This is a genomic window from Stieleria neptunia (assembly GCF_007754155.1).
GTDB lineage: Bacteria > Planctomycetota > Planctomycetia > Pirellulales > Pirellulaceae > Stieleria > Stieleria neptunia.
Window position 1 is genome coordinate 4,893,696 of record NZ_CP037423.1, and the last position, 21,628, is coordinate 4,915,323.

14 protein-coding genes and 1 tRNA gene are annotated in these 21,628 nt (G+C 57.0%); 6 read left to right on the forward strand and 9 right to left on the reverse strand.

From position 1 onward, the window contains the following. From Enr13x_RS17005 to Enr13x_RS17025, 5 genes are all read right to left on the reverse strand, one after another. Window positions 1-828, reverse strand: coding sequence for a type I-C CRISPR-associated protein Cas8c/Csd1 (locus tag Enr13x_RS17005; RefSeq protein WP_145388019.1), 828 nt, complete (start codon window positions 826-828; stop codon window positions 1-3). Continuing rightward, the gene (gene cas7c, locus Enr13x_RS17010) at window positions 825-1,760 is read right to left on the reverse strand and encodes a type I-C CRISPR-associated protein Cas7/Csd2 (protein WP_095738148.1); all 936 of its coding nucleotides are present in this window, start codon (window positions 1,758-1,760) and stop codon (window positions 825-827) included. The genes Enr13x_RS17005 and cas7c overlap by 4 nt, the downstream gene beginning before the upstream one ends. Window positions 1,761-1,811: 51 nt before the next feature. Beyond that, window positions 1,812-3,668 carry a type I-C CRISPR-associated protein Cas8c/Csd1 gene (cas8c, locus tag Enr13x_RS17015; RefSeq protein ID WP_197456088.1) on the reverse strand — a complete coding sequence of 619 codons (1,857 nt, stop codon included), beginning with the start codon at window positions 3,666-3,668 and terminating at the stop codon, window positions 1,812-1,814. Window position 3,669: 1 nt separating this feature from the next. After that, on the reverse strand, window positions 3,670-4,335 hold the full coding sequence (cas5c, locus tag Enr13x_RS17020; RefSeq protein ID WP_145388023.1) for a type I-C CRISPR-associated protein Cas5c: 666 nt from the start codon (window positions 4,333-4,335) through the stop codon (window positions 3,670-3,672). 237 nt (window positions 4,336-4,572) lie between these two features. Next, window positions 4,573-4,657, reverse strand: a tRNA-Trp gene (locus Enr13x_RS17025). Between the two features lie 114 nt (window positions 4,658-4,771). Here Enr13x_RS17025 and Enr13x_RS39410 point away from each other — a divergent pair. Next, entirely contained in the window at window positions 4,772-4,894 is a 123-nt protein-coding gene (locus Enr13x_RS39410; RefSeq protein WP_261344187.1) for a hypothetical protein, read from the forward strand. 52 nt (window positions 4,895-4,946) lie between these two features. On the opposite strand, the gene cas3 is transcribed toward Enr13x_RS39410, so the two are convergent. Together cas3 and Enr13x_RS17035 are read right to left on the reverse strand one after the other, a co-directional pair. Continuing rightward, window positions 4,947-7,304, reverse strand: a complete 2,358-nt coding sequence (gene cas3, locus Enr13x_RS17030) for a CRISPR-associated helicase Cas3' (protein WP_145388025.1) — start codon at window positions 7,302-7,304, stop codon at window positions 4,947-4,949. 2,046 nt (window positions 7,305-9,350) lie between these two features. Next, window positions 9,351-9,854, reverse strand: a complete 504-nt coding sequence (locus Enr13x_RS17035; RefSeq protein WP_145388027.1) for a hypothetical protein — start codon at window positions 9,852-9,854, stop codon at window positions 9,351-9,353. A gap of 303 nt (window positions 9,855-10,157) precedes the next feature. Between Enr13x_RS17035 and Enr13x_RS17040 the strand changes: the two genes are divergently transcribed. Beyond that, window positions 10,158-11,522 (forward strand): sigma-54-dependent transcriptional regulator, encoded by a 1,365-nt coding sequence (locus Enr13x_RS17040; RefSeq protein WP_145388029.1) that lies wholly within the window; start codon window positions 10,158-10,160, stop codon window positions 11,520-11,522. 93 nt (window positions 11,523-11,615) lie between these two features. Here the strand turns inward: Enr13x_RS17040 and Enr13x_RS17045 are convergent, their stop codons facing one another. Beyond that, the gene (locus Enr13x_RS17045) at window positions 11,616-11,864 is read right to left on the reverse strand and encodes a hypothetical protein (RefSeq protein WP_145388030.1); all 249 of its coding nucleotides are present in this window, start codon (window positions 11,862-11,864) and stop codon (window positions 11,616-11,618) included. Window positions 11,865-12,725: 861 nt separating this feature from the next. Here Enr13x_RS17045 and Enr13x_RS17050 point away from each other — a divergent pair. From Enr13x_RS17050 to Enr13x_RS17065, 4 genes are all read left to right on the forward strand, one after another. Next, complete coding sequence (locus Enr13x_RS17050; protein WP_145388032.1) at window positions 12,726-13,466, forward strand: ABC transporter ATP-binding protein; 741 nt, start codon at window positions 12,726-12,728, stop codon at window positions 13,464-13,466. Window positions 13,467-13,531: 65 nt separating this feature from the next. Beyond that, entirely contained in the window at window positions 13,532-16,189 is a 2,658-nt protein-coding gene (locus Enr13x_RS17055) for a Gldg family protein (RefSeq protein WP_145388034.1), read from the forward strand. Between the two features lie 185 nt (window positions 16,190-16,374). Beyond that, window positions 16,375-18,594 carry an FKBP-type peptidyl-prolyl cis-trans isomerase gene (locus tag Enr13x_RS17060; RefSeq protein WP_145388036.1) on the forward strand — a complete coding sequence of 740 codons (2,220 nt, stop codon included), beginning with the start codon at window positions 16,375-16,377 and terminating at the stop codon, window positions 18,592-18,594. Window positions 18,595-18,791: 197 nt separating this feature from the next. Further along, on the forward strand, window positions 18,792-19,241 hold the full coding sequence (locus tag Enr13x_RS17065) for an Hsp20/alpha crystallin family protein (protein ID WP_197456089.1): 450 nt from the start codon (window positions 18,792-18,794) through the stop codon (window positions 19,239-19,241). A gap of 392 nt (window positions 19,242-19,633) precedes the next feature. On the opposite strand, the gene Enr13x_RS17070 is transcribed toward Enr13x_RS17065, so the two are convergent. Continuing rightward, window positions 19,634-21,448: an NAD-binding protein gene (locus Enr13x_RS17070; RefSeq protein ID WP_145388040.1), complete on the reverse strand. Its 1,815-nt coding sequence runs from the start codon at window positions 21,446-21,448 to the stop codon at window positions 19,634-19,636. Window positions 21,449-21,628 lie beyond the last annotated feature (180 nt).

Sequence of the window (21,628 nt, forward strand, 5' to 3'; positions counted from 1 at the left end):
CTACTGGGGATTCTTGGAATCTATCCAGGAAATCCAAGTCTGAATTTTTTCCAGTAGCTGGTCCACCTGAACTTGTGATTGCAATTCGTCGGGTGTCACATCGAGCAAGGTGAATTTGGTAAGACTTACAGGATACGTATCCCCCGTTGCCGCAACCAAGTCACGAAATTCCTTGCCACCTAGACCGCGTGTCAATCGCTTCAACTTCCAGCGCCAATTCTTGTGATAGCGAACGTCGTCCAGCAGTCCTGTGTACTCTATCAGCAGGCGGAAACCGAATCGTTCGATAGTGAAATCTGGCTCGACTTGTTTTTTTTCACCATCGGGATCGGACAGTTTTATTGGGACATTCAACGGTTCTTCGTAGCAATATTTGACACCGTTTTGGAAAAGTAGATCAGCAATCGTCCGTTCGCCCAGGCTCTTCACGATTGTTCCATCGCTGCTCTTGTAACGCCCGTTTTTGTAACGACCGACAACCACGCCGCACTGGTGAAAATATCCAAGCTGGAACTCAGCCTTCCCCTTCAATGTCAGCACTGACGGCAAGCGATCGATCTGTCCGTACGTGCGAATCAATGCAGCACGCAAATCATATCGATGCTTACGAACGGGCAAACGCCTCAAACGCTTCATCGCAATGTCACAAACAGTCGGGAGCACCCGAGCGGGACAATCCGTAGCGGCTGAAAAATAACGTGATGAAAACGTCGAATTCAAATCTGGTGAATCCAGATCTTGGATCTGTTGAAAAAGAGCCATCAGCCTTCCAGCGTGGTAGGCCGACGAACTATGAAATTCATTCAGTCCGACATGCTTGGTGTTCATACCCACTCCTCCACGTTGACGCCAGAAGGCAAATCGATGTCATCGACGACAATTTGATAGTCACTTGCGTTTCGAGGCGGTCGACTGCCTTCGATTGACTCTGCCCAACCTCCGATTGGTTGAATCCCTTCGCCGACTGAAACTTCGACTCGTCGAAACAACTCGTCGGCGCGGGCCGAACCTAGCTTTGAATCATGTCTGAACGCGATACACCGAACCGGACGCATGTTTGCACGTGCCGCGCTACGGTCGATCTCAAACATTTGTGAAAGCGATTGCTTCAGCAGTTCCAAATCCTCCTCGCTGAATCCGGTTCTGTCTGCGAGATGCGGACTGACATACATGTGCACACGATACAATCCGTAGGGGACTGTAAATTTCCGGCCCATCGTGCGGTTGCCGCCCTTTTGCTTTTCCGCCTCTTTTTCGGTAGTCACCGCACATCGCGTCACTGCAAATTCCTGGGGAACCACCGGATGAATGCTACGGGCAATCCCCAGTTGAACTGGCCCACGGACTTGTCCGCAATTGATGTCCGTGGTCATCACGGCTCCGAAAGTGCGAATGTCGAAAAAATTGTGGCACATCCACTCTGTCAATTCCTGTTGCTTTTCCTTAGCAGACGACAATCGGTTCCGGTCTTTCTTCGCGACCTTCGGCGCAACGGCCTCCCACGCAAGCGCATGTTGATTGTTCAGGACAGCACGCTCCTTCACGTAGATTTCATAGGGCGGCTGGCACTCCTTCAGCAGTCCAACAAAGTTGCGGATCTTGCGTTTTAGACATACATCCGTAACCAGCCCCTGCCCTGTCTCCGGATCAACACGCGGCATGTTTCCCGCGTCGGGGTCTCCGTTGGGATTCCCATCCGTAATGTCAAAGAAGAAAACAATGTCGTAGCGATTGGTGATCGGTGTGGATGGTTTGTTCATGGCCTGTTCTCCAATGGGATTGTATAGGGGGAAGATTGTCTATTGATTTCATCAAGCTGAACCGGCCTCAGGGTCCGGTTCTTGCAAACGAAAAAAGTGCTGACGTTGTTGGTAGAAACCGAGCAGAGCGAGTGCTTGCTCGCGATCGGACAAATTCGAAGGAAATCTTTGAATTTGCAAAAAGATGTCCGCTACGCTTCGCTCGAAAGTCCGCCGCGTACGTACTTTTCGTTGTCGCGCCTCGGCTGGGTCCTCCGGCAAATTCGTCCTATGCAACTGGTAAAGTTTCACCAGACGCGGAATGACTGATGCAGGAGTCGCGACAGCAACGGATAACATTCGTGCCGCAGCGGACTCCTTGATGCGATTGTCTGTTGATGCAAGATGCACGAGATCCAATGCCCCCAGCAGTCGTCCAATCTGATAGGCATTCGACGGCATTTCTTGATTGAGCGAGTAATCAACGAACCGCTGACCTGCCCTCGCTACACCAATCTCAGATGTGTCCGTCGATCGTTCGGGTTGTCGCAGGCGAACGCTTCGATTGAGACACGCCTTCAGTATTGCTGCTCGAATGGGTGTAACGTTTCGATCGACGCGGCAGCGGCGGACGACACTCCGCCACAGTTCATCAGGATACTTCGCACCCTGAAGAATCGATCGTGTGATCGCGCCGGCGAGTTCTGGGGGCGTCTCTTTTGGATCTCGAACGGTTTGTGAAGCCAGCGAACGAACAACGGGAAATCGATTGTCAGACAAGCCTGCAATTCTGAGATCGTCCACGTGAACGGCTAACCGATTGGCCCAGACCTCAACAGAATCGTTCCACCAAAATCTCACGCTCAGGCGACTCTTGTTCGGTGAAAGCCCGAGGACATAAAAGCCCGCATTGGCATCGCTGATCTGATCAGCCAACGTCCCATCACGGGCCGCTTGAAGAAAGTGTTTGATCCGGTCGATCAAAACAAGATCATCTGATGTTGGTTCTTTCGGTGTCGGAGATTCTGCAAATAGCTCGAATGCTAAATCTTCTGCTTCGGTGCTCGGAGAGTCACTCCAAAACAACATGGTTGCATCGCCAATCTGCACACGACGTGATGAGTCTGCCAGCAGATAGTTCAGCGCGGTCGTGTATTGAAACGCTTCCGTTTCACTCAGCGGTGAGTTGAAACTCTGCTTCTTTCCGTAGCTCTCGAAAGACACCTGGTTGAAGCTCACAATCGCTGCACCGGTTGTCCCGGCACCAGCAACGCCCTTGATCGGCGGATGGAGTCTCGCGATTGGCTTGACTCGTCCGTCGACCAGAGAAGGCGCCGTGACCGAATGCTCACTCGTATCCTGTGAGCGTTGACTCCAATACTCAATCAGTCTTGGAGATTGATGGACATATGCAGTTTCGCCTTCGATTTGAAAGACAAGGTTTTTCCCAACGATTGAATCCCAGTTTTCGATTTTAACCGCCGCTTCGGGTTGCCAGCTGTCCAAGAAGCGAACGACCGCTGCCAAGCTTTCGTCATCGGTAGTTTCAGCAACTTCGCGATGGAAAGCCTTGAACGCATCAAACAACATGCCAGCGCGCTTAGCCTTCCCCTTGTCATCAGCTCCAAGAACGTAACCGGTGTTGTCCCACAAGAAATTGGGTTGTATCGCGGTTCCACTGCGGCTACCCGAGTCGAAGAGCAGCATTTGCCTGGGAACGAGCTTGCCACGCGCATTTTGCTGTTGTACTGACCGAAAAGCCGAAAGTGATCCATCGCGTCGAAGGACGATTGCAAAATGAACCTTCTGACTAGCAAATCCCGGACGTGCAATTGTATGGTTGTCATCATCTGCCAATCGTTGATACAGCCCGATAAGGGAAGGCACAATCCCATGTCGCGGCGGTAGGGGGGCATTAGCCATGCTCATTTCAGGCCCCCGTGTGATTCGATTTTTGCTGGCGAATCGGTGAAAACTCCGGCACTTCGATGATTCCATGCCGCATCACGGCGTGGAAAAAATGAGGTGTCATCGAGTTTTCATAGTCGATGTCATGCAACATCATCCCAAAGTCGTGCTCAGGAATCGTCGCATAAGCACCTTCAGGGATTTCATCGACCCATTGAAGGTCAGCTTCGCATTCTCGAGTTCCAAGATAGTACCGGTGAAAGCATTGCCCCTTCTTCAGGCGTCGCTCAAACATTGCGGCGTGCTTACCGGGACCGTCGGATCCGCCGATCACCTCAAATTCAGCCTCGATACCGTAGCAGACGTCACGCAAATACATCGCTGCTCGTTGCTGCCGGTCCGATTCGATGAACGTTGCAAGCGGACCGCCGTTAACTCTCGCGGAGTTGGCTGTTCGCTCCGCAATCTTGGAAGACAGTTCGTTTCGACGAAGACTTAACCGTCGAATCGGGTTGAGTACATGGATACGCCGAATCTTCCATCGAATTTCTGGCTTCCAGTAGCACCCCTCGCAGAGTGCACGCGCGGCAGACGGAGTGATGCAATCGTAGCTATCACGCTCGACACGGGTCTCTGGTCGGCTGAAGAGTGCCAGCGGACCTTTGGCCAGAATCTTAAATCCGAACACAGAATCACCTCATTGGGGTTCGAAGAAACATGACACGCGGGCGACATGACGGCCGCGCTGGGGAAGTTTTCAATTCGAATCCACTTCGAACCGTTTGAGGGATCGAAGACATCACGAAACAGCTTTTGTATTTGATAGGCGTGCCGTTCAAACGCCACGTACAAACCCAAAGCTGCAATAGCCAGTAGTGCCCTACGTTGGCTGTTGACGCGATTTTTTTCGGTGCGATAATAAGCGTGCCCAGAACGGGATTCGAACCCGTAAGTCCGTGCGAGACGGTAGTTTTGGAAACCACTGCGTTTGCCAATTTCGCCACCTGGGCCGAGTGCCAATCGCTACCACTGTTGGCACTCTTATTTTTTATCGTCACTGAACCTTTCGGTCAATATGCTTTTCACTGAAGGCACATTTTTAATCAACAAGCTGGAAGGAGGACATGCGTTTCTGGTATTTGGACTGGCGACTCGTATTGGTTTGGCTGACACTCAATGGCAACGTCGTGGACTTTGGGTTCGCGTGGATTGAAACCAGCTTGTTGAATAAACATTCGATTTGGTGACTCGGGGCGGCGGCTTGTCCGTCGCCCTGAGCTTTTCTGTTCGCGATGAGACTCATTGAACCAACAGCTCAGGGGACATACCGATTGCATCCCGACGCAACCCGAGCGTGAGGTCGTAGGCACGAGGGTTACAGAGCACCCATCGCCCGTGGCATTCCATCACGGTCGTGTTGTCGAGGAGTTTGCGATGGTCGAATTCGTAAATGCCCACGCTAAACCGTTGCGATTTTCGATCCCAGTCGCGGATCCAACTCGCACTCAGCTTCTCCGGCGGCATCCTCAAAAGCGATTTGATTAATTTCTCGCCTTTTTCATACGGAACGACGATTGGTGTTTGGGTGGATTGAATAAGCCGATACCGCTGTGCCGCTGTAGCAAATTGGAAGGCGAGTTGGCGCCGTCGGTCATCGCCGTCCAAGCATTCCATCACCGACATCCCGCCGAGACCGTGGTCCCATCCTTTTCCGTCTTCGCCTCCACGGTCCCAAAACAGCAAGCGAAAGTAGTGGTCGATCGCTTGCGGTGAAAGCAAGTCCTCCCGATAGCGATCAGCAATTTGACGAAACATGGCGATACCGTCACTTACCATGTCGATCGCTCGATAAGTCTTGCGATCGTACTCAAACACCCATACATCACCGCTGGAACGCTTCCCCTCTCGATTGCAACGGCCAGCTGCCTGGGCGATCGAGTCGAGGCCGGCTTCGGCCCGGTACACCACGGGAAAGTCGACATCCACTCCAGCTTCCATCACCGTCGTGCTAACCACACGACATTGTTCCCCCTGACTCAGGCATCGACGTATCTCGGCCACGATCTGTTCACGATGGGCGGCGCAGAGATTTGCTGAAAGATGAATCGCTTGGGGGAGGTCGGCTGCTAAGTCAGCCGCATGTCGTCGCGTGTTAACGATGCACAAGACTTGATGATGCGACGCAAGCCGATGAACCAGTTCATCGTTCTCCAAGCGTCCCGCTATCTTCACACGATTGCGTTTTAGTCGCTGATGCAACGTTGTAGGGTCACTGATAATGGGACGAACTGCCTTAAGTCCGATCGGAAAGCTTTCACGGAATTGAATCGCTGGCTGCGTCGCACTGCACAAGACGATTGAGCAGCCATAGTTTCGAACTAGTTCGGTCAGAACGGCTAGTGTCGGATGAAGCAAACCCACCGGCAACATCTGCACTTCATCGAAAACAATCACCGACCCGGCAAGGTGATGCAGTTTTCGACAACGCGATGGCTTCGCGGCGAATAGTGATTCGAGCAATTGAACGTTTGTGGTCACAATCAGCGGTGCTGAATAATTTTCCGATGCCAATCGCTGGGCCGGAGTCGATTTCAATTGGTCTTCAGGATCAATTGCACTGTGATGTTCGAGAACTTCTGAATTGCCAAATATCTTCCGAAATTCGTTTGATGTCTGTTCAATGATTGTTGTCAATGGAATCGCGTAGACAACGCGACGTAAACCGTGTTCCGCTGCATGACGAAGAGCAAACGCCATCGATGCCAAGGTCTTTCCACCACCAGTCGGAACATGAAGGCTGAAAAATCCTTTTCGGTCTTCTGCCGCGTTTCTGCAGGCGCTCAACACTTCTCGGCGAATGGAATTCACTGCGCCTTCTGTTCGCAACTGCCGCAAGTGCTTGTCTAACTTCTCCGTAAACGCGGCGGGATCGAACTGCTTCGAAATGCGACCACCAGCCCCTTCCGAGTAAAAACGCTCGGTCCACAGATAATCCGCATCCACCAGGGATGAAAAAATCATTCGTGAGAGCATTGATGCCGAAAAGGCGCCACTCCCTTCGCTGGGTTTGATTTTCGGTGACTGTAGTCGCCGGGACCGAGTGGCGCACGCCAAAACGCTTGCATCGGTTGGCTCGATATATTTTTCAGTTAAACGATGCCGAAGATTTCCGCGACCCTTCGTCGTCCAGTCTGGTAATCCTGCATGGTGCCCCGCGATCGCGTAGGAAAGCAAACGCCCCAAACCGCCCATCGAATCCGCAACCCTGGCTCCTGCCGTCGAATGATCGACAGTTTGCCCACCTGCGTTGTCATCGGGAAACTGTTCCGCTAGTGCACTATCGACGGGTTCCGCTTTGGTATGTTTGATGTGGTCCTGAAAAGCAGTGGACGCTTTACCGAGGTCATGCAACCAACCTGCCATTTCTCCCATCTCTCGTGCGCAAAAGTAAGACGCGTTGTCACCTGCTCCCGGCGTGACCTCATCGCCGATAGCTACATTCCGCATGTGCTGCTCTAGCGTCTCCCACTCTTCTGGTGGGCGGCCCGGGAGGCTGTGGGCGTAGAAAACTCTTGGTGGATCAGGGGAGGATCCAGCGGCGGGGTCCGGCGTAGTCATCCCGAAAAGAATAACAATCTTCGTGACACGTTTGGTCACGGCGCACCACTTTTTTTGAAATCGGTCGCCGCGCAGTCGCGGATCTACCGTGCCCTCGGTTTATTAGGCGCCAACACTGCCTTCGGTCGTGCGATCGCACGCGATGTCATTGTGCTCGTCAATGGGCGGAACATTCGGCGCTGGAGGATCGGCGCAGGAGAGACGAGCGGGGACCGGACGGCTCGCTCCGTTCCGATCACTCCGTTCAAGCCAACCGAGATGGCTCTGGGCCGAGGACGCTGCAACGCGCTGCGACCCCGTCCGGGGTCGAGGAGAGGATTTTGGGGGCGCGTTCCGGAGGTAACGCTGCGCTGACCTCCGGCTACTCGCTGAGATCCCTTCGGGATATCGGTTGGATTGCTGAGCATCCCGGAGGTGACGCTGCGCTGACCTCCGGCTAATCGCTGAGATCCCTTCGGGATGTCGGTTGGATTGCTGAGCGTTCCGGAGGTGACGCTGCGCGGACCTCCGGCGAGTCGTTGGGATCCCTTTGGGATGTCGGTTGTACAGGTGGCGGAGTTGATCGTAGCGGAACGCGCCAAGACTCGCGCGGCGCCGGCCCTCTCTGCCGTTTGCTTGCTGCGCAAACGCCGTCTCTCCCAGAGGGAGAGAAACGATTGGGTTGCCAAATTCTGCAGCAAAAGAATCAACGTCCTGCGCGATGCAAGGTTCGCTGCGACCCCCGTCCGGGGTCGAGGAGAGGACTTGGGGGCGCGTTCCGGAGGTGGCGCTGCGCTGACCTCCGGCTAATCGCTGGGATCCCGTCGGGATGTCGATTGTAGAGGTGGCGGAGTTGATTGTAGCGGAAGCTACCAAGACTCGCGCGGCGCCGGCCCTCTCTGGCGTTTGCTTGCTGCGCAAACGCCGTCTCTCCCAGAGGGAGAGAAACGATTGGGTTGCCAAATTCTGCAGCAAAAAAACAACGTCCTGCCCGATGCAAGCTTCGCTGCGAACCCGGCGGGGTCGAGGAGAGGTTTGCGGCCTGGAGGCAGACCAGGTGTCTGGCCTCTTGTTCTTGATTGCCGGGCGTGAAACGCCCCCGCGTTTCGACCGATCCCGATGACACACCGCTTCCAATTCAATCTCGGACAACCCCTGATTGACGCGTCCACCCCCATTCGCCGAACGGGCGATCGGGCAACGAGACAAGAGGCTGGGATCAGAATCACGTTTGCCATGCCGTCGCCTTCGCGATCCCCACCGCCAGCCTTCTGCCCGAGGCGTTTGTCGCATGGATTGATCCGCCCGATCACCCAACCAACAGGCCTGACTCCTGCTAGCCCCAAGCACCGTTCTTCCCTTTTGCGCTCTTTGTGCTCTTTCGCGGCCAAACGATCCACGTCGTGGCCATTCCCCACGACCTGCCAAACGGTAGCTGGGTATCGAGAGATTGCCACGATAGAGCACAAAGAACGCAAAAGGTCGCGCGGAGTAAGGAATAGAACCGCCCATCGATCCTTTTGCGTCCTTTGTGCTCTTTCGCGGCCAAACGTTCCATGTCGTGGCCATTCCCCACGACCTGCCAAACGGTAGCTGGGAAATGAGAGATTGCCACGATAGTGCGCAAAGAACGCAAAAGGTCGCGCAGAGAAGCAATCGAACCGCCCATCGATCCTTTTGCGTCCTTTGTGCTCTTTCGCGGCCAAACGTTCCATGTCGTGGCCATTCCCCACGACCAGCCAAACGGTAGCTGGGAAATGAGAGATTGCCACGATAGAGCGCAAAGAACGCAAAAGGTCGCGCAGAGAAGCAATCGAACCGCCCATCGATCCTTTTGCGCTCTTTGTGCTCTTTCGCGGCCAAATGCTCCACGTCGTGGTCAGTACCCATGACCTGCCACTGGGATCCCTTCGGGATGTCGGTTGTAGGAGTGGCGGAGTTGATCGTAGCGGAAAACGCCAAGACTTACGCGGCGCCGGCCCTCTCTGCCGTTTGCTTGCTGCGCAAACGCCGTCTCTCCCAGAGGGAGAGAAACGATTTGGTAGCCAAAAGCTGCAGTCATGGATTCAACGTTCCCTCGCGATCCACGACGCCTCGCCTGGGATGCTAGTCGCCTAGACCGATGTCCAATCCGTGCGCCTCGTAGACAAGATCCGCCTCTCTGGCTTGATGGTGTTTCAAGGAGGTCAGCAGCCAGGTGACGCGTTGGCGGATGTCGGCGTAGTCGATCGATTCGCCGTCGCCTTGCGATCGCAGGTGTTCGATCGTGGCATCGCACCGCCGGATCATTTCATCAAACTCCTGTTGCAGTCGGTCGACCCGGTGATAGTACTTTCCGCCCGCCGTTTTTAATTCCGCAATCAAGCCGCCGGCCGATTCTCCCCGCTGACTCGCTTCGCCGAGCGATGCACGCAGCAGGCTGAGCGCTTGATACACGCCGTCCTTCCACACGTGCTCCCGTCCGGGGGCCGGTGCGGTCAGGCAGGCTTCGGTGCGGTGGCTGGCCATCAAAATCCGGACACGCTCGCTCCGCCCTTCCTCCAGCGATGCGTCCTGCAACTGCGGCATTCGATCACGGATCGGTCGTTGTGTCCCGTTTGATTTGGACATGGAACTGTGCGGATTGGCTGGTGACGAAGTGGGGTTGTGGGCAAAGTGGACGCATCGAACGCTGCATTGCCACGGAGCGATTTCTTTCGTTTCGGTCACGCAAGTTCTGTGCCGAACGACGCACCGCGTACTGCACCCCGTCCGATCGCGGAACGGCCCGTCGCGCGCCGCCCAATCACGTCAACTTGACTTCATCTGCAACCGCCGACATGACAAAATGTCCGGCGAACTTGAGACCCCGCGACGACGTAGCACGCCCTACCGGACAGCGTCTGTGACCTACCCGAGGACCCCGCCCCCAAAATGAACGAACAACGAGCCTGGAAAATCTTGATCGTCGATGACGACGCGGACAGCCGTGCGTCGACCGCCCAATGGCTCCGGCGGCGGGGCTACAACCCGGTGACGGTTGCCGACGGCGAGTCGGCGATCGAGAGGATCGAAGAGGGTGTGGCGGTGATCCTCACCGACCTGAAGATGCCCCACACCGGCGGACTGGAACTGTTGGACGTCGCCAAGAAAAAAGCCCCCCACGCCATCGTCATCGTCGTCTCCGGGGTCGAAAGCGTCGACACAGCCGTCGCGGCACTCAAAGCGGGCGCCGACGATTTCCTGCCCAAACCCGTGAATTTAGATGAGCTGACCGAGCGGATCGAATCGTCGCTGCGGCGCCGCGCGATGGCCGAACAGATCGCGCAGCTGCAGTCCCAACTGACCCAGCAACGGGGCCTGGACAACATGATCGGCACCAGCGCCGCGATCCGCGCCCTGTTCGAAAAAATTCGACTGGTCGCGGACACGAAAAGCACCGTGTTGATCACGGGAGAAAGCGGCACCGGCAAGGAACTGGTCGCCCGCTCGATCCACCGACTCAGCCGCCGCGCGGCCAAGCCGTTGATCCCCGTCAACTGTGCCGCGCTGCCCGAATCGCTGGTCGAGAGTGAACTGTTCGGTCACAAAAAAGGTGCCTTCACCGGCGCCACCGCCGACCGCAAGGGCCTGTTCGAAACCGCTGTCGGCGGCACGCTGTTCGTCGACGAGATCGGTGAACTGGATCTGTCGCTGCAAGCAAAGTTATTGCGAGCGTTGGAAAACCGGACGGTGATGCCGATCGGCGGCTCCCAGGAGATCGAGGTCGATGTCCGTCTGGTGGCCGCGACCAATCGCGAATTGCTGCAACAGGTCCAGAACAAAGAATTCCGCGAAGACCTGTACTTTCGGTTGAAAGTCGTCGAACTGACCCTGCCGCCGCTGAGGGAACGCAAAGACGATATCCCGTTGTTGATCCGTCACTTCATCGACCAAATCTCCGCCGAAAACGAGCGCCCGGTCAAAGACATCTCCAGCGCGGCGCTGGAAGCGATGAAGGCCTACAAATGGCCCGGCAATGTCCGCGAATTGAGGAACACGCTCGAAGGCATCATTGTGTTGACGCTGGACGAAATCATCGAGGAACAACACCTGCCGCCACACATCCTCGCTGCCGAGTCCGCTCAAGCGATCATCCACCCCGGCATGACCCTCGCCGAAATCGAACGCGAAGCGATCCGCCGAACGCTGGAACACACCGGCGGACACCGATCCAAGACCGCCGAACTGTTGGGCATCAGCGTCCGCACGCTGCAGCGCAAGCTGAAGGAGTTCGACATGGAACGTCAAGGCTTCTGAAAAAACGCCATGTAGGTCACCAGGGCAACCAGTGCCAGCGAAGCGATCGCGCCGGCGGCCAGCAGCGTCAGGGAAAGTAGATTCTCGGGCATTTCAGGCATGGGAAACCTCCAAGGGCTGTGGGGACCGGTGGCACAACGCGTCACCCCAAGCGAACGCGTGCGCGCCAAATTTTTGGAACAATACATCGATCGCCGCCTCTCGCCGCGACGGATCACGAAACACAATCTGTCGTCCGATCATGGATCCGCCGAGTCGGGCCACGCAACGGGCAACGTCCAATTCGTCATAGCGCGACGGATCGATGCCCACCAGTTCCAAGATTCCAGGCAAACCATTCACGATTGATTCTCCTCCAACTGGCAAGATGCGGATGGGTGAGAGTCGAAGACGTCGGTGGTGTCGAACATGCAAGAGGCGTGCCATCGACGTCGGGGACTCATGCAGTCGGCGGAGCGGAGTGAGCGGGCGGGCGATTGAAGCCCGCACGCGTCAGGACCGTCGCAAGAATAAGTGGCGGAGATTGATAGTGGGATAGGCTTCCAGCCTGTCGTTTTCGCCATGACAGGCTGGAAGCCTATCCCACTGATTCTTCCGACTGTCCTTAGCAAGGGCCACGCGGCGTCCGTCGCTCCAGTGGCGGAGTTGATCGTAGCGGACGTCGTCAAGTCTTTCGCGAGCCGCCGGCCCTCTCTGGCGTTTGCTTGCTGCGCAAACGCCGTCTCTCCCAGCGGGAGAGAATCTAAATCGGTTGCCAAATCCTGCAGCAATAGAATCGGCGTCGCGAACACCGGAGGGCTTGCGGGCTGTCGATTTCGTCGGGAACTGCTGAGTCAATGGTGAGCCGCTGGCCGTAAGGCCTCGGGCAGCGTCGCAGTGCCCGGCCGCTTACGCGTCGCGGCTCACAAAATCGACAGCCCGCTTGCGCCCTGCCGCTAACAAATTGCGGGGTTGTCCCGAACACCGGAGGGCTTGCGCCCTGCCGCTAACAAATTGTGGGGTTGCACTGGATCCAGCTGCGGCACGTCAAGTTGTCCTGGATCACGACAGTTTGTCACCCAACGGTGCGATGCTCCGCTGCGGTCGAACGTCAATTTTCTCGTGCGCTGTCCAAATTGCACGATTGGCACGAAGGTTGCCATGCGATCCACACCGCATGACTGCTCCCGACCGCCTCTCCCCACGCAACAAGGAAACAACTCGATGGCCGAAGCTCCGACCGACACCCCATGGATGATCGAAGCCGATGGTTTGTGCAAATACTATGGCGACTTTGCCGCGGCCGAAGCGATCTCGTTGAACGTCCCGGTCGGACAAGTGTGTGCCTTTCTGGGACCCAACGGGGCTGGCAAATCGACCACGATGAAAATGCTGACGGGCTATCTGTCGCCCAACGCCGGCACCGCCAAGATCGCCGGACACGACGTGCACCGTGATCGGATCAACGCGGCCCAGCGTCTGGGTTACCTTCCCGAAAATGGCCCGCTCTATTCCGAAATGACACCCCACGCGTTCCTGAACTACGTCGGCCAAGCCCGCATGTTGTCCGGGGACCGGCTGCAGGCACGCCTGGAGTGGGTCCGCGAGCAATGTTCGCTCGGCGATGTCTGGGGCAAAGCGATCGGAAAACTCTCGCGTGGCTATCGCCAACGGGTCGGCATGGCTCAAGCGTTGCTGCACGACCCCGACGTGCTGATTTTAGATGAACCGACCAGCGGACTGGATCCCAACCAGGTCCACGGCGTCCGTGAATTGATCACCACGTTAGGTGAAACCAAAACCGTGTTGCTGTCCACGCACATCTTGCAAGAAGTCCACGCGGTGTGCAGTCGCGTCGTGATGATCAACGAGGGGCGATTGGTGTTCGATGGACCGACCGACGAACTCGGCCAACAGAGTGATGCGATGGAACAGAAATTCCGAGAGCTGACCGTCGCCGCGTAGCAAGCCGTCGCTTCCAGCAGCGACGCACCAACATCCATCCAATTTCGACTTTCAGAGACCCCACCATGCAAATCCGTCCACAAGTGATCCGGGCCGTCTTTCAACGCAATTTTGCGAGCTACTTTTCGGGCGTCCTGGGATACCTGTTCATCGTCGTGTTTGTGGTGCTCGGCGGCGCCCTGGCGTTCAACGCACGGTTCTTCACCGGCAACGAACCCAACCTCGATCAACTGACCGCGTGGTACCCGTTGTTGCTGTTATTCTTTGTGCCGGCGGTCACGATGAGCGTCTGGGCGGATGAACGCAAATCCGGGACGGACGAGCTCTTGTTCACGCTTCCGGCGACTGAAATCGAAATCCTGCTCGGCAAATACCTGTCGGTCGTCGCGGTCTACAGCGTCGCACTGTTGTTCTCGATGGCCCATGTTTTCGTGTTGACGTTTCTGGGCAATCCCGACTGGGGCCTGATCGCGACCACGTACTTCGGGTATTGGTTGGCCGGCGCGGCGATGCTGAGCGCGGGCATGCTGGCGTCGATGTTGACGGCCAACATGACCGTCGCCTTCGTGTTGGGAATCGTCATCTGTGCGATCCCGGTGTTCGTCGGACAGATCGGCGGCATGCTGGGTCTGGGTGATTGGCTGGAACGTTTCAGCTTGCAAGAACAGTTCCGCGACTTCGGCATGGGTGTGATCCCGCTGACGGCTTTGCTGTACTTTGTCGCTTTCACCGTGGTGATGCTGTACCTGAACCACACCTTGATGACACGCCGTCACTGGCAAACACGTCGCGAACCGGCGATCGGTTATCAATATGCAGTGCGGGCGATCAGTGTCGCCGTCGTTTTGTCCTGCGTGACGACCTGGGCGGGATACAGCATGTTGCGCGTGGACGCCACCGGCGAGCGTCTCTTCAGCCTCTCCGACGCAACGCACGACATCCTCGACCAACTCGATTCGGAACGACCGATCGAAATCCAGGCCTTCCTTAGCCCTGATGTGCCGCGGGAATACGTCGAAACACGCAAACGACTGATCGGGCTGCTGCGTCAGTTCGACGAACTGGGCGGAAAAAGCCTGGAAGTCCGCTATGTCGATGTCCAACCGTTTAGCCAACAGGCCGACGAAGCCGAACATTTTGGGATCGAGCCGGTCCAGGTGATGACCGAAGTCGACGGTCGACGCAGCGAGGCCGACGTGTACCTGGGTGCGGTCGTGATCAGCAGCTTTGACAAAGTCGTCGTGCCGTTTTTCGGCAAAGGCCTGCCGATCGAATACGAACTGACACGATCGATCCAGACCGTCGCCAACGAGAAACGCCACACCGTCGGCGTGCTGCGGACCGACGCGAACCTGATGGAAGGCACCCGCGACTGGCAAATCGTGCGTGAGTTGAAAAAGCAATACAACGTCCAGTCGGTGTCGCCATCGACCGAAATCGATGCCGAATCCTTCGATGTGCTGTTGGCGGTCATGCCGTCGTCACTGACCAGCGAAGAAATGGACCATCTGGTGACCTACGCCAAAACCGGTCATCCACTGCTGGTGTTCGACGATCCCTTCCCGCTGTCCTTGGGCAGCAACGGGTTTGGCGTGACCGGTGCCCCGCGTCAACTCAAACGATCCGGCCATTCGGGGTTCATGGGGCAAGGGGGTCCACCGCCAGAACAAAAGGCCGATGGCGGCCGGGCAACACGTTTGCTGGAATCCTTGGGGATCGATTGGCAGTACGACGCCTGTGTGTTTGATTTCAACAATCCGCACCCCGAGTTCGCGATGCTTCCCCCCGAATACGTCTTCGTGACCAACAGCGGCAACGACGTCGAATCGTTCAATCGGAACGACCAGATCACCAAGGGGCTGCAAGAACTGATTGCGTTGTATCCCGGCGAAGTGGAAAAGCGCGGCGGGGAGTTTGATTTCCAGCCGTTGCTGACCAGCAGTCGACAATCAGGCGTCCTCGAGTGGGAAGAATTTGTCGATGAAGGAGGGTTCAATTTCTTTTCGATGCAGGGAACGGCCAACCCGCGACGTAATCCGTTCCGCGTGATCGACAGCGCGGCCCACACCCTGGCCGCTCGCGTGACCGGCGATTCGGACGATCACAAGGTCAACGCCATCTTCGTCGCCGACGTCGACATGATCTCCGATTTTTTCTTCGAGGAGCGCAATCTCGGAAACCTGAGCACCAGCTTTGACAACGTCACCTTTGTGCTAAACGCCGTCGATTCACTGGTCGGCGACGACTCCTTCATCGAACTCCGCAGTCGACGCCCCGCCCATCGAACGCTGGTTCGCGTCGAGCAACAGAAACGCCACTTCCTTGAAGCGGCAAACCAGGCCGAACGGGAAGCGGACCAGCAGGCCGAAGAGGAATTGGAGCAACGCCGAGAGCAACTGGGCAAACGCGTCCAAGAAATCCAAGAGAACAGTGATCTGGACCCGATCGCCAAAGCGCAAATGCTCAAACAAGCTCAAGAGGCCGAGCAAAAGCGGTTGTCGCTGGCCGAAGCTCAAATCGAACAGAAGAAGAACGACGAAATTCGCAAGATTCGCGCCACCACCAATCGTCAGATCAAGTCGCTGGAATCAAAAATCCGATTCTGGTCCGTTTGTCTGCCCGCGATCCCGGCGTTTGCCCTCGGCGCGTTCGTCTTTGCCCAACGAGTCCGCGATGAAAAGTCGACGGTCATCGACTCACGCCGCCGCAAACCCGTGGCCTAAGCAACGCACGGAAAATAAGTGGGATAGGCTTCCAGCCTGTCGACGCTGGAATGACAGGCTGGAAGCCTATCCCACTCGCAGGATCCGACACCTATTTTCCGTTCGATCCAAAGCTTGCAGCTTGCGTTCCACCCACCAACACCCCATCCACCCCAACCACCGGAAAACAACACTGACGAATTCCCATGTCCACAGTAACCCAAGACCAGACGCAACCCAACGCCGACAGTCGGTCCGGCGGTCAAACCAAGGAAACCATCGAAGCCACCACCGCGGCCGTCAAAAATCGCTGGCTGGGGCTGGCTGACGAAACGCGTCGAACGGTTCTCTACGCCGCCGCCGCAATCCTCTGTCTGCTGATCACCGGCATGATCGAATTGGCGACTCGGCCGGCGGTGATCGCCGAGTATGGCAAGGTCGGCAAAGAATTCTTTCCCGAATTCCGTGACCCCACCCTGGCCTCGGCGCTGAACGTGGCGGTCATCGATCCCGACCAAGTCGAAGCCAAACAGTTCAGTGTGCAGCGAACCGCAAACGGTCAGTGGGTGATCCCATCGCACCACAACTATCCCGCCGATGCGGAAGACCAATTGGCCCGAACCGCCAGCAGCGTGATCGGGATCAAGCGAGGGGCGATGGTGACCCGATGGCAAGCCGACCATGCCCGCTATGGAGTCGTCGATCCAAAGACGGACACCTTGGAGGTTGGCCAAGTGGAAGGGGTCGGAAAACGGCTCACCCTGCGTGGCGAAGACGATTCGGTGCTGGCCGATTACATCATCGGCAAACAGGTCGAAGATGAATTTGACCAGTACTACGTCCGGCACCCCGACGAAGACGAAGTGTACGTGGCGACGCTCAACATTGACCTGTCGACGCGTTTCAGCGATTGGATCAACACCGATCTGTTTGACATCAACCAAACCGACGTCGTCAACGTTTCACTGAACGATTATCAATTTGATGAGCTAAAAGGGACGGTGACGCAACGTGAAGTCACGACGCTTCGTCGGGAAACGTCACTCGACGACTGGAAGATGGACGGCATCGACGATGCAACCGAGCAAGTCAAAAAGGATGCGATTGCAGACACCGTCAACGCCATCGCGAATCTAGACATCGTCGGCGTCCGGCCCAAGCAAACCGGGTTGACGCCCGATCTACGACTCGACCGCGACGCCCTCGGTTCGCAACGTGATGTCGACCGCTTGCAATCCGATTTGCTCTCGCGAGGCTTTTTGCTGCAGCCGGACCAAGACAATTCCGACACGCTGAAGCTGATCTCACGCGAAGGTGAACTGGCGTCGGCGACCAACGATGGGCTGGTGTACAACCTGTACTTCGGCCGCGTGTTCACCGGCAGCCAGGAAGAACTCGAATTGGGATTCGCAAACAATCCCGACCAAGCATCAGAGGATGCCGGCGACTCCGATTCAACCGATGACAAAAACGAAAGCAGCGACGAAAACGAAAGCAGCGACTCTGGAAAACCCGGCCGATACGTGTTCGTCACGGTCAACTTCGACCGGCAGTTCCTCGGTGAAGCCCCCGAGAAACCGACCAAGCCGGAAAGGCCGGAGGAACTGAGCGCGGCGGATGCGGAAACCGGTGAAGCCACATCGAGCGAGTCCGAAACGTCGGAAGGCAGCGAAGCATCCGACGACGGCGAAGCCTCCGACGAACAAGCCGAAGCCGATCGCTTGAAGGAACTGCGAGAGGCCTACGATGCTGAGATGGAAGCCCACAACGCCGATCTGGAAACATGGCAGTCGTATCAAGACAAAATCGATCAGGGCAAGGAGAAAGCCGAGTCGTTGAACCGGCGTTTTGCTCAGTGGTACTATGTCATCGCGGGCGAGGACTACGACAAACTTGCGCTCTCTCGCGGCGACCTGGTCGAAGCCAAAGAAGAAGTGAAAGAACCCGAATCGGACTCACCGTCGGAGTCCGAGACCGAGGCAGGGCTCGAGACCGCGACTGAACCGCAATCGCCGACCGAAGAAACAGCGGCAGCCAATCAAGCCGCCGCCGATGAATTCCTCGCAGAGAACCAATCCAAGGACGGCGTCGTCACGACCGAAAGCGGATTGCAATACGAGGTGTTGACCGAGGGGGAAGGCGAGTCGCCCAGTGGTGACAGTCGCGTCAAGGTTCGCTACAAGGGCACGTTGATCGACGGCACCGTGTTTGACCAATCGGGTGACACCGCGGTGGAGTTTGGAGTCGACCAGGTGATTCCGGGTTGGACCGAAGCGCTCCAGCAAATGAAACCGGGAGCAAAATGGAAGCTGTACATCCCACCGAAACTGGCCTACGGCGAGCGTGGTTCGGGCGACAAAATCGGCCCCAACACGTTGTTGATTTTTGAAGTCGAATTGGTTTCGGTTGATTCCGATCTTGGTTGACGGCAGCGCGGATGGCCCGCGTTGTCATTTTCCCTCGAAGGCCGCGGTTAACGCCGCGGCCTCGCCTTTTTTTGGCACGCCTGTTGCATTTAATGACGAACAGTTTCGCTGACTGTCAATTTTGCAAATCGAGTTCGCGAGTCTGCCGGTCAGCTTTTCGTTTCACGGTTTTTACGAGTGATTTGGAGGCAACAGCCATGAGCGGTTTCAACTCAACTCTTTCTCGCTCGCTCGGCCCGAGTGTACTCGGCGTCGCGAGCCGCGAGATGGACGATTTGTTTGATCGACTTTTCACTTCCGGTGGCAACGGCAGGACGAAACCCTGGTGGCCGTCGATGTCCGTCTGGGAACAAGGCGACCACTACCACTTGGAAATGGACCTTCCCGGTCTGGCGAACGAAGACATCGACGTGACCTTTGATGAAGGGCGTTTGAAGATTTCGGCGAACCGACCGCGGGTGGAATCGGAAGATCGAACGTACCTGCATGACGAACGCAATTGGGGCGAATTCAGCCGCTTGATTTCCATCCCCGATTCGGTCGATCCCGAATCGATCGAAGCCAATTATGAAAACGGCGTGTTGCACCTGCTGCTGAAAAAACGCCCGGAAGTCATGCCCAAGAAGATCACGATCAACGCGAAGTAGCTCCGCGACCTCTGTCGCAGCAGATCCGCAGCACGCCACGGTGTGTGCTGCGGATATTTTTTTGTTGTGCTGGCCCCTGGGACTGTCTGGCTATCGGCTGCCCTCGATCGATCCAATCGGGCACGGGGCACAGCACAGTGTTAGCGGAACGGCGCGAGCGGGCTGTCGTTTTAGTCGGGATCTGCTGCGTTAATGGTGAGCCGCTGGCCGAAAGGCCTCGGGCAACGTCGCAGTGCCCGGCCGCTTACGCGTCGCGGCTCACAAAATCGACAGCCCGCGAGCCGTCCGGTTTCAGCGTGAAAGACCGGAGGGCTCGCGCCCTACCGCTAACCAAAAACAGCCTGAGCCACGCCTGATGGCGTGGCGGAGCGTCTCAACGCCGGACAGCAATGTCAGCCGGTGGTGAGCGTTCGGGCGTGCTGCTCTAAAGCACGTGTGACTTCGGCAACTTGTTTCTGCAGATTGTCATTCAAACGTTCGATGCTGTCGGCGTCTTGTTGTCGCGCGGCGATCTCTAACTGCGTGGCCGCCTCGCTGGCCGCGTCGGCACCAAACACCACCAGCGATCCCTTCAGCGCGTGTGCGGCGCGTTCCAACGACTTGTAGTCTGACTCGGCAACCGCGGTTCGGATTTCATTCATCATCCGTGGCGTTTCCTCTTCCATCGCCACGATCAACTCGCTTAGCAATGCTTCGTCGCCACCGGCATTGTCCATCGCCGTTTCGAAATCAAAGGGCCGGCTGTGTGGCGGCGGGTCCTCGCTTGCGACGGGTTGGTCCGCAGGACTGGATCGCGCGTCCGGTTGTTCGGATGGGCTTTCCGGGTGGCGATTGACGTGCCGTTGGGAGAAGATCGTTTCGATGCTTGCCAACAACTCGGAACTTTTGCTTGTCTTGCGGACACAGGTGTCGGCCCCGGCTGCTTTTCCGCGTTGGGCGAATTCGGCGGTATCGTTGCCGGAATACAGAATGATGGGGGTGGTGGCAAACTGCTTGGATTGACGCAGTTCGTGACAGACCTGGTACCCATCGCGCTCGGGCATGTTGACGTCCAGAACAATCAAATCCGGCGTGGTCGCGCGCGCCATCGCCAAGGCGTCGTCCCCGTTGGCCGCTTGGATGACATCATGTCCGGCCGCGGCCAGCTTGCGTGTGAACAACAGCCTGAGCGCCCGGTGGTCATCGGCCAGCAAAATGGTCTTGCCCGACGGCGGTCGGTTGAAGGAATCGCCGGCTTGGCTGGTACGCGTGACCAAGATCACGGTGTCGCCTTGATGGACGGCGGTCTGGGGTGGCGGCGTCGGGTCAAAGGTCCCATCACCGCGTTGAATGCCCGCGACGCCGACGGCCGCCGATCCGTGCAAAATCCCGCCGACGGTCGTGGCCTGCTGGGCGTCGTGGCGATGGGGTTTCAACGACACGCCCAACACGCTGGATTGATCGGAGACGCCCGTCACGACGGAGGAACTATCGGATTGCTGCTTGATCAGCTCGGCGATTTGGCGACCGCCCAGTTTCATCGGGGAGACGACGATGTCTGCTCCGGCTCTGAGAATCCGGTCTTCCACGCCGGAGTCTTCGCCCCGGGCGATGATGAAAATCTTGGGGTTCAATTCCCGCGCCGCCAACGAAATGAACAGGTTGTTCGAGTCGTCCGTCAGCACCGCGATGACCCCTTGAGCCCGTTCGATCGCCGCCTCCTTCAACGTCGCGTCCGCCGTCGGATTGCCGCGCACCAAGGCGAACCCTTCACGTTCGACCGCCGCGATCGAGGCGTCGTCATCGGTGATCACGACGAACGGTAATTGATGGTCCTTCAGCTCCTTGCAAATCGCGCCCCCGATCTTTCCGTAGCCGCAGACGATGTAATGCTCTCTCATTCGACTGATCCTTCTGCGCATCTGTTTTCGCGTAATGACCCCGACACCTTCCAATTCACTTTGAATCACCCAGCGAGCGAACTGTGTGGCAAAGGCGACGACCGCGCCGAATCCGCAAAACACCAGTGCGACGGTGAAGTACCGTCCGGGGACCGACAACTCATGACTCTCGTCGAACTGGGTCGGCGTGATGGCCGTGACGGTCATGTAGAACGCGTCGCCGACCGTGATCCCGTCTTCGATGATCCAATACCCGCCGGTCCCGATCGACAGGACCAACGCGACAAAAACCAGAATCTGCAGAATGTGGCGTGCCGACTCTTTCATGCGTTTACGCCGACCGCCTGGTCGTTTGCCCGACACCTGGCAGCCGTGTTGACGTCCTATCCATGGGGATCACAACCGTTGAAGTGGTTGATGTGAACGGATTGCCCGAACGCCCATTGTATTGCATGCCGCCGACGCATTGGCGGCGCGAGATGACCGCGGCATTGAGAATGCCGTGGC

Coding starts and splice junctions, on each gene's coding strand:
- Enr13x_RS17035 (WP_145388027.1), bottom strand. CDS start 9,854: ATGTCCAAATCAAACGGGACACAACGACCGATCCGTGATCGAATGCCG.
- Enr13x_RS39410 (WP_261344187.1), top strand. CDS start 4,772: ATGCGTTTCTGGTATTTGGACTGGCGACTCGTATTGGTTTGGCTGACA.
- cas7c (WP_095738148.1), bottom strand. CDS start 1,760: ATGAACAAACCATCCACACCGATCACCAATCGCTACGACATTGTTTTC.
- Enr13x_RS17005 (WP_145388019.1), bottom strand. CDS start 828: ATGAACACCAAGCATGTCGGACTGAATGAATTTCATAGTTCGTCGGCC.
- Enr13x_RS17060 (WP_145388036.1), top strand. CDS start 16,375: ATGTCCACAGTAACCCAAGACCAGACGCAACCCAACGCCGACAGTCGG.
- Enr13x_RS17050 (WP_145388032.1), top strand. CDS start 12,726: ATGGCCGAAGCTCCGACCGACACCCCATGGATGATCGAAGCCGATGGT.
- Enr13x_RS17065 (WP_197456089.1), top strand. CDS start 18,792: ATGAGCGGTTTCAACTCAACTCTTTCTCGCTCGCTCGGCCCGAGTGTA.
- Enr13x_RS17055 (WP_145388034.1), top strand. CDS start 13,532: ATGCAAATCCGTCCACAAGTGATCCGGGCCGTCTTTCAACGCAATTTT.
- Enr13x_RS17040 (WP_145388029.1), top strand. CDS start 10,158: ATGAACGAACAACGAGCCTGGAAAATCTTGATCGTCGATGACGACGCG.
- Enr13x_RS17070 (WP_145388040.1), bottom strand. CDS start 21,448: ATGAAAGAGTCGGCACGCCACATTCTGCAGATTCTGGTTTTTGTCGCG.
- cas8c (WP_197456088.1), bottom strand. CDS start 3,668: ATGAGCATGGCTAATGCCCCCCTACCGCCGCGACATGGGATTGTGCCT.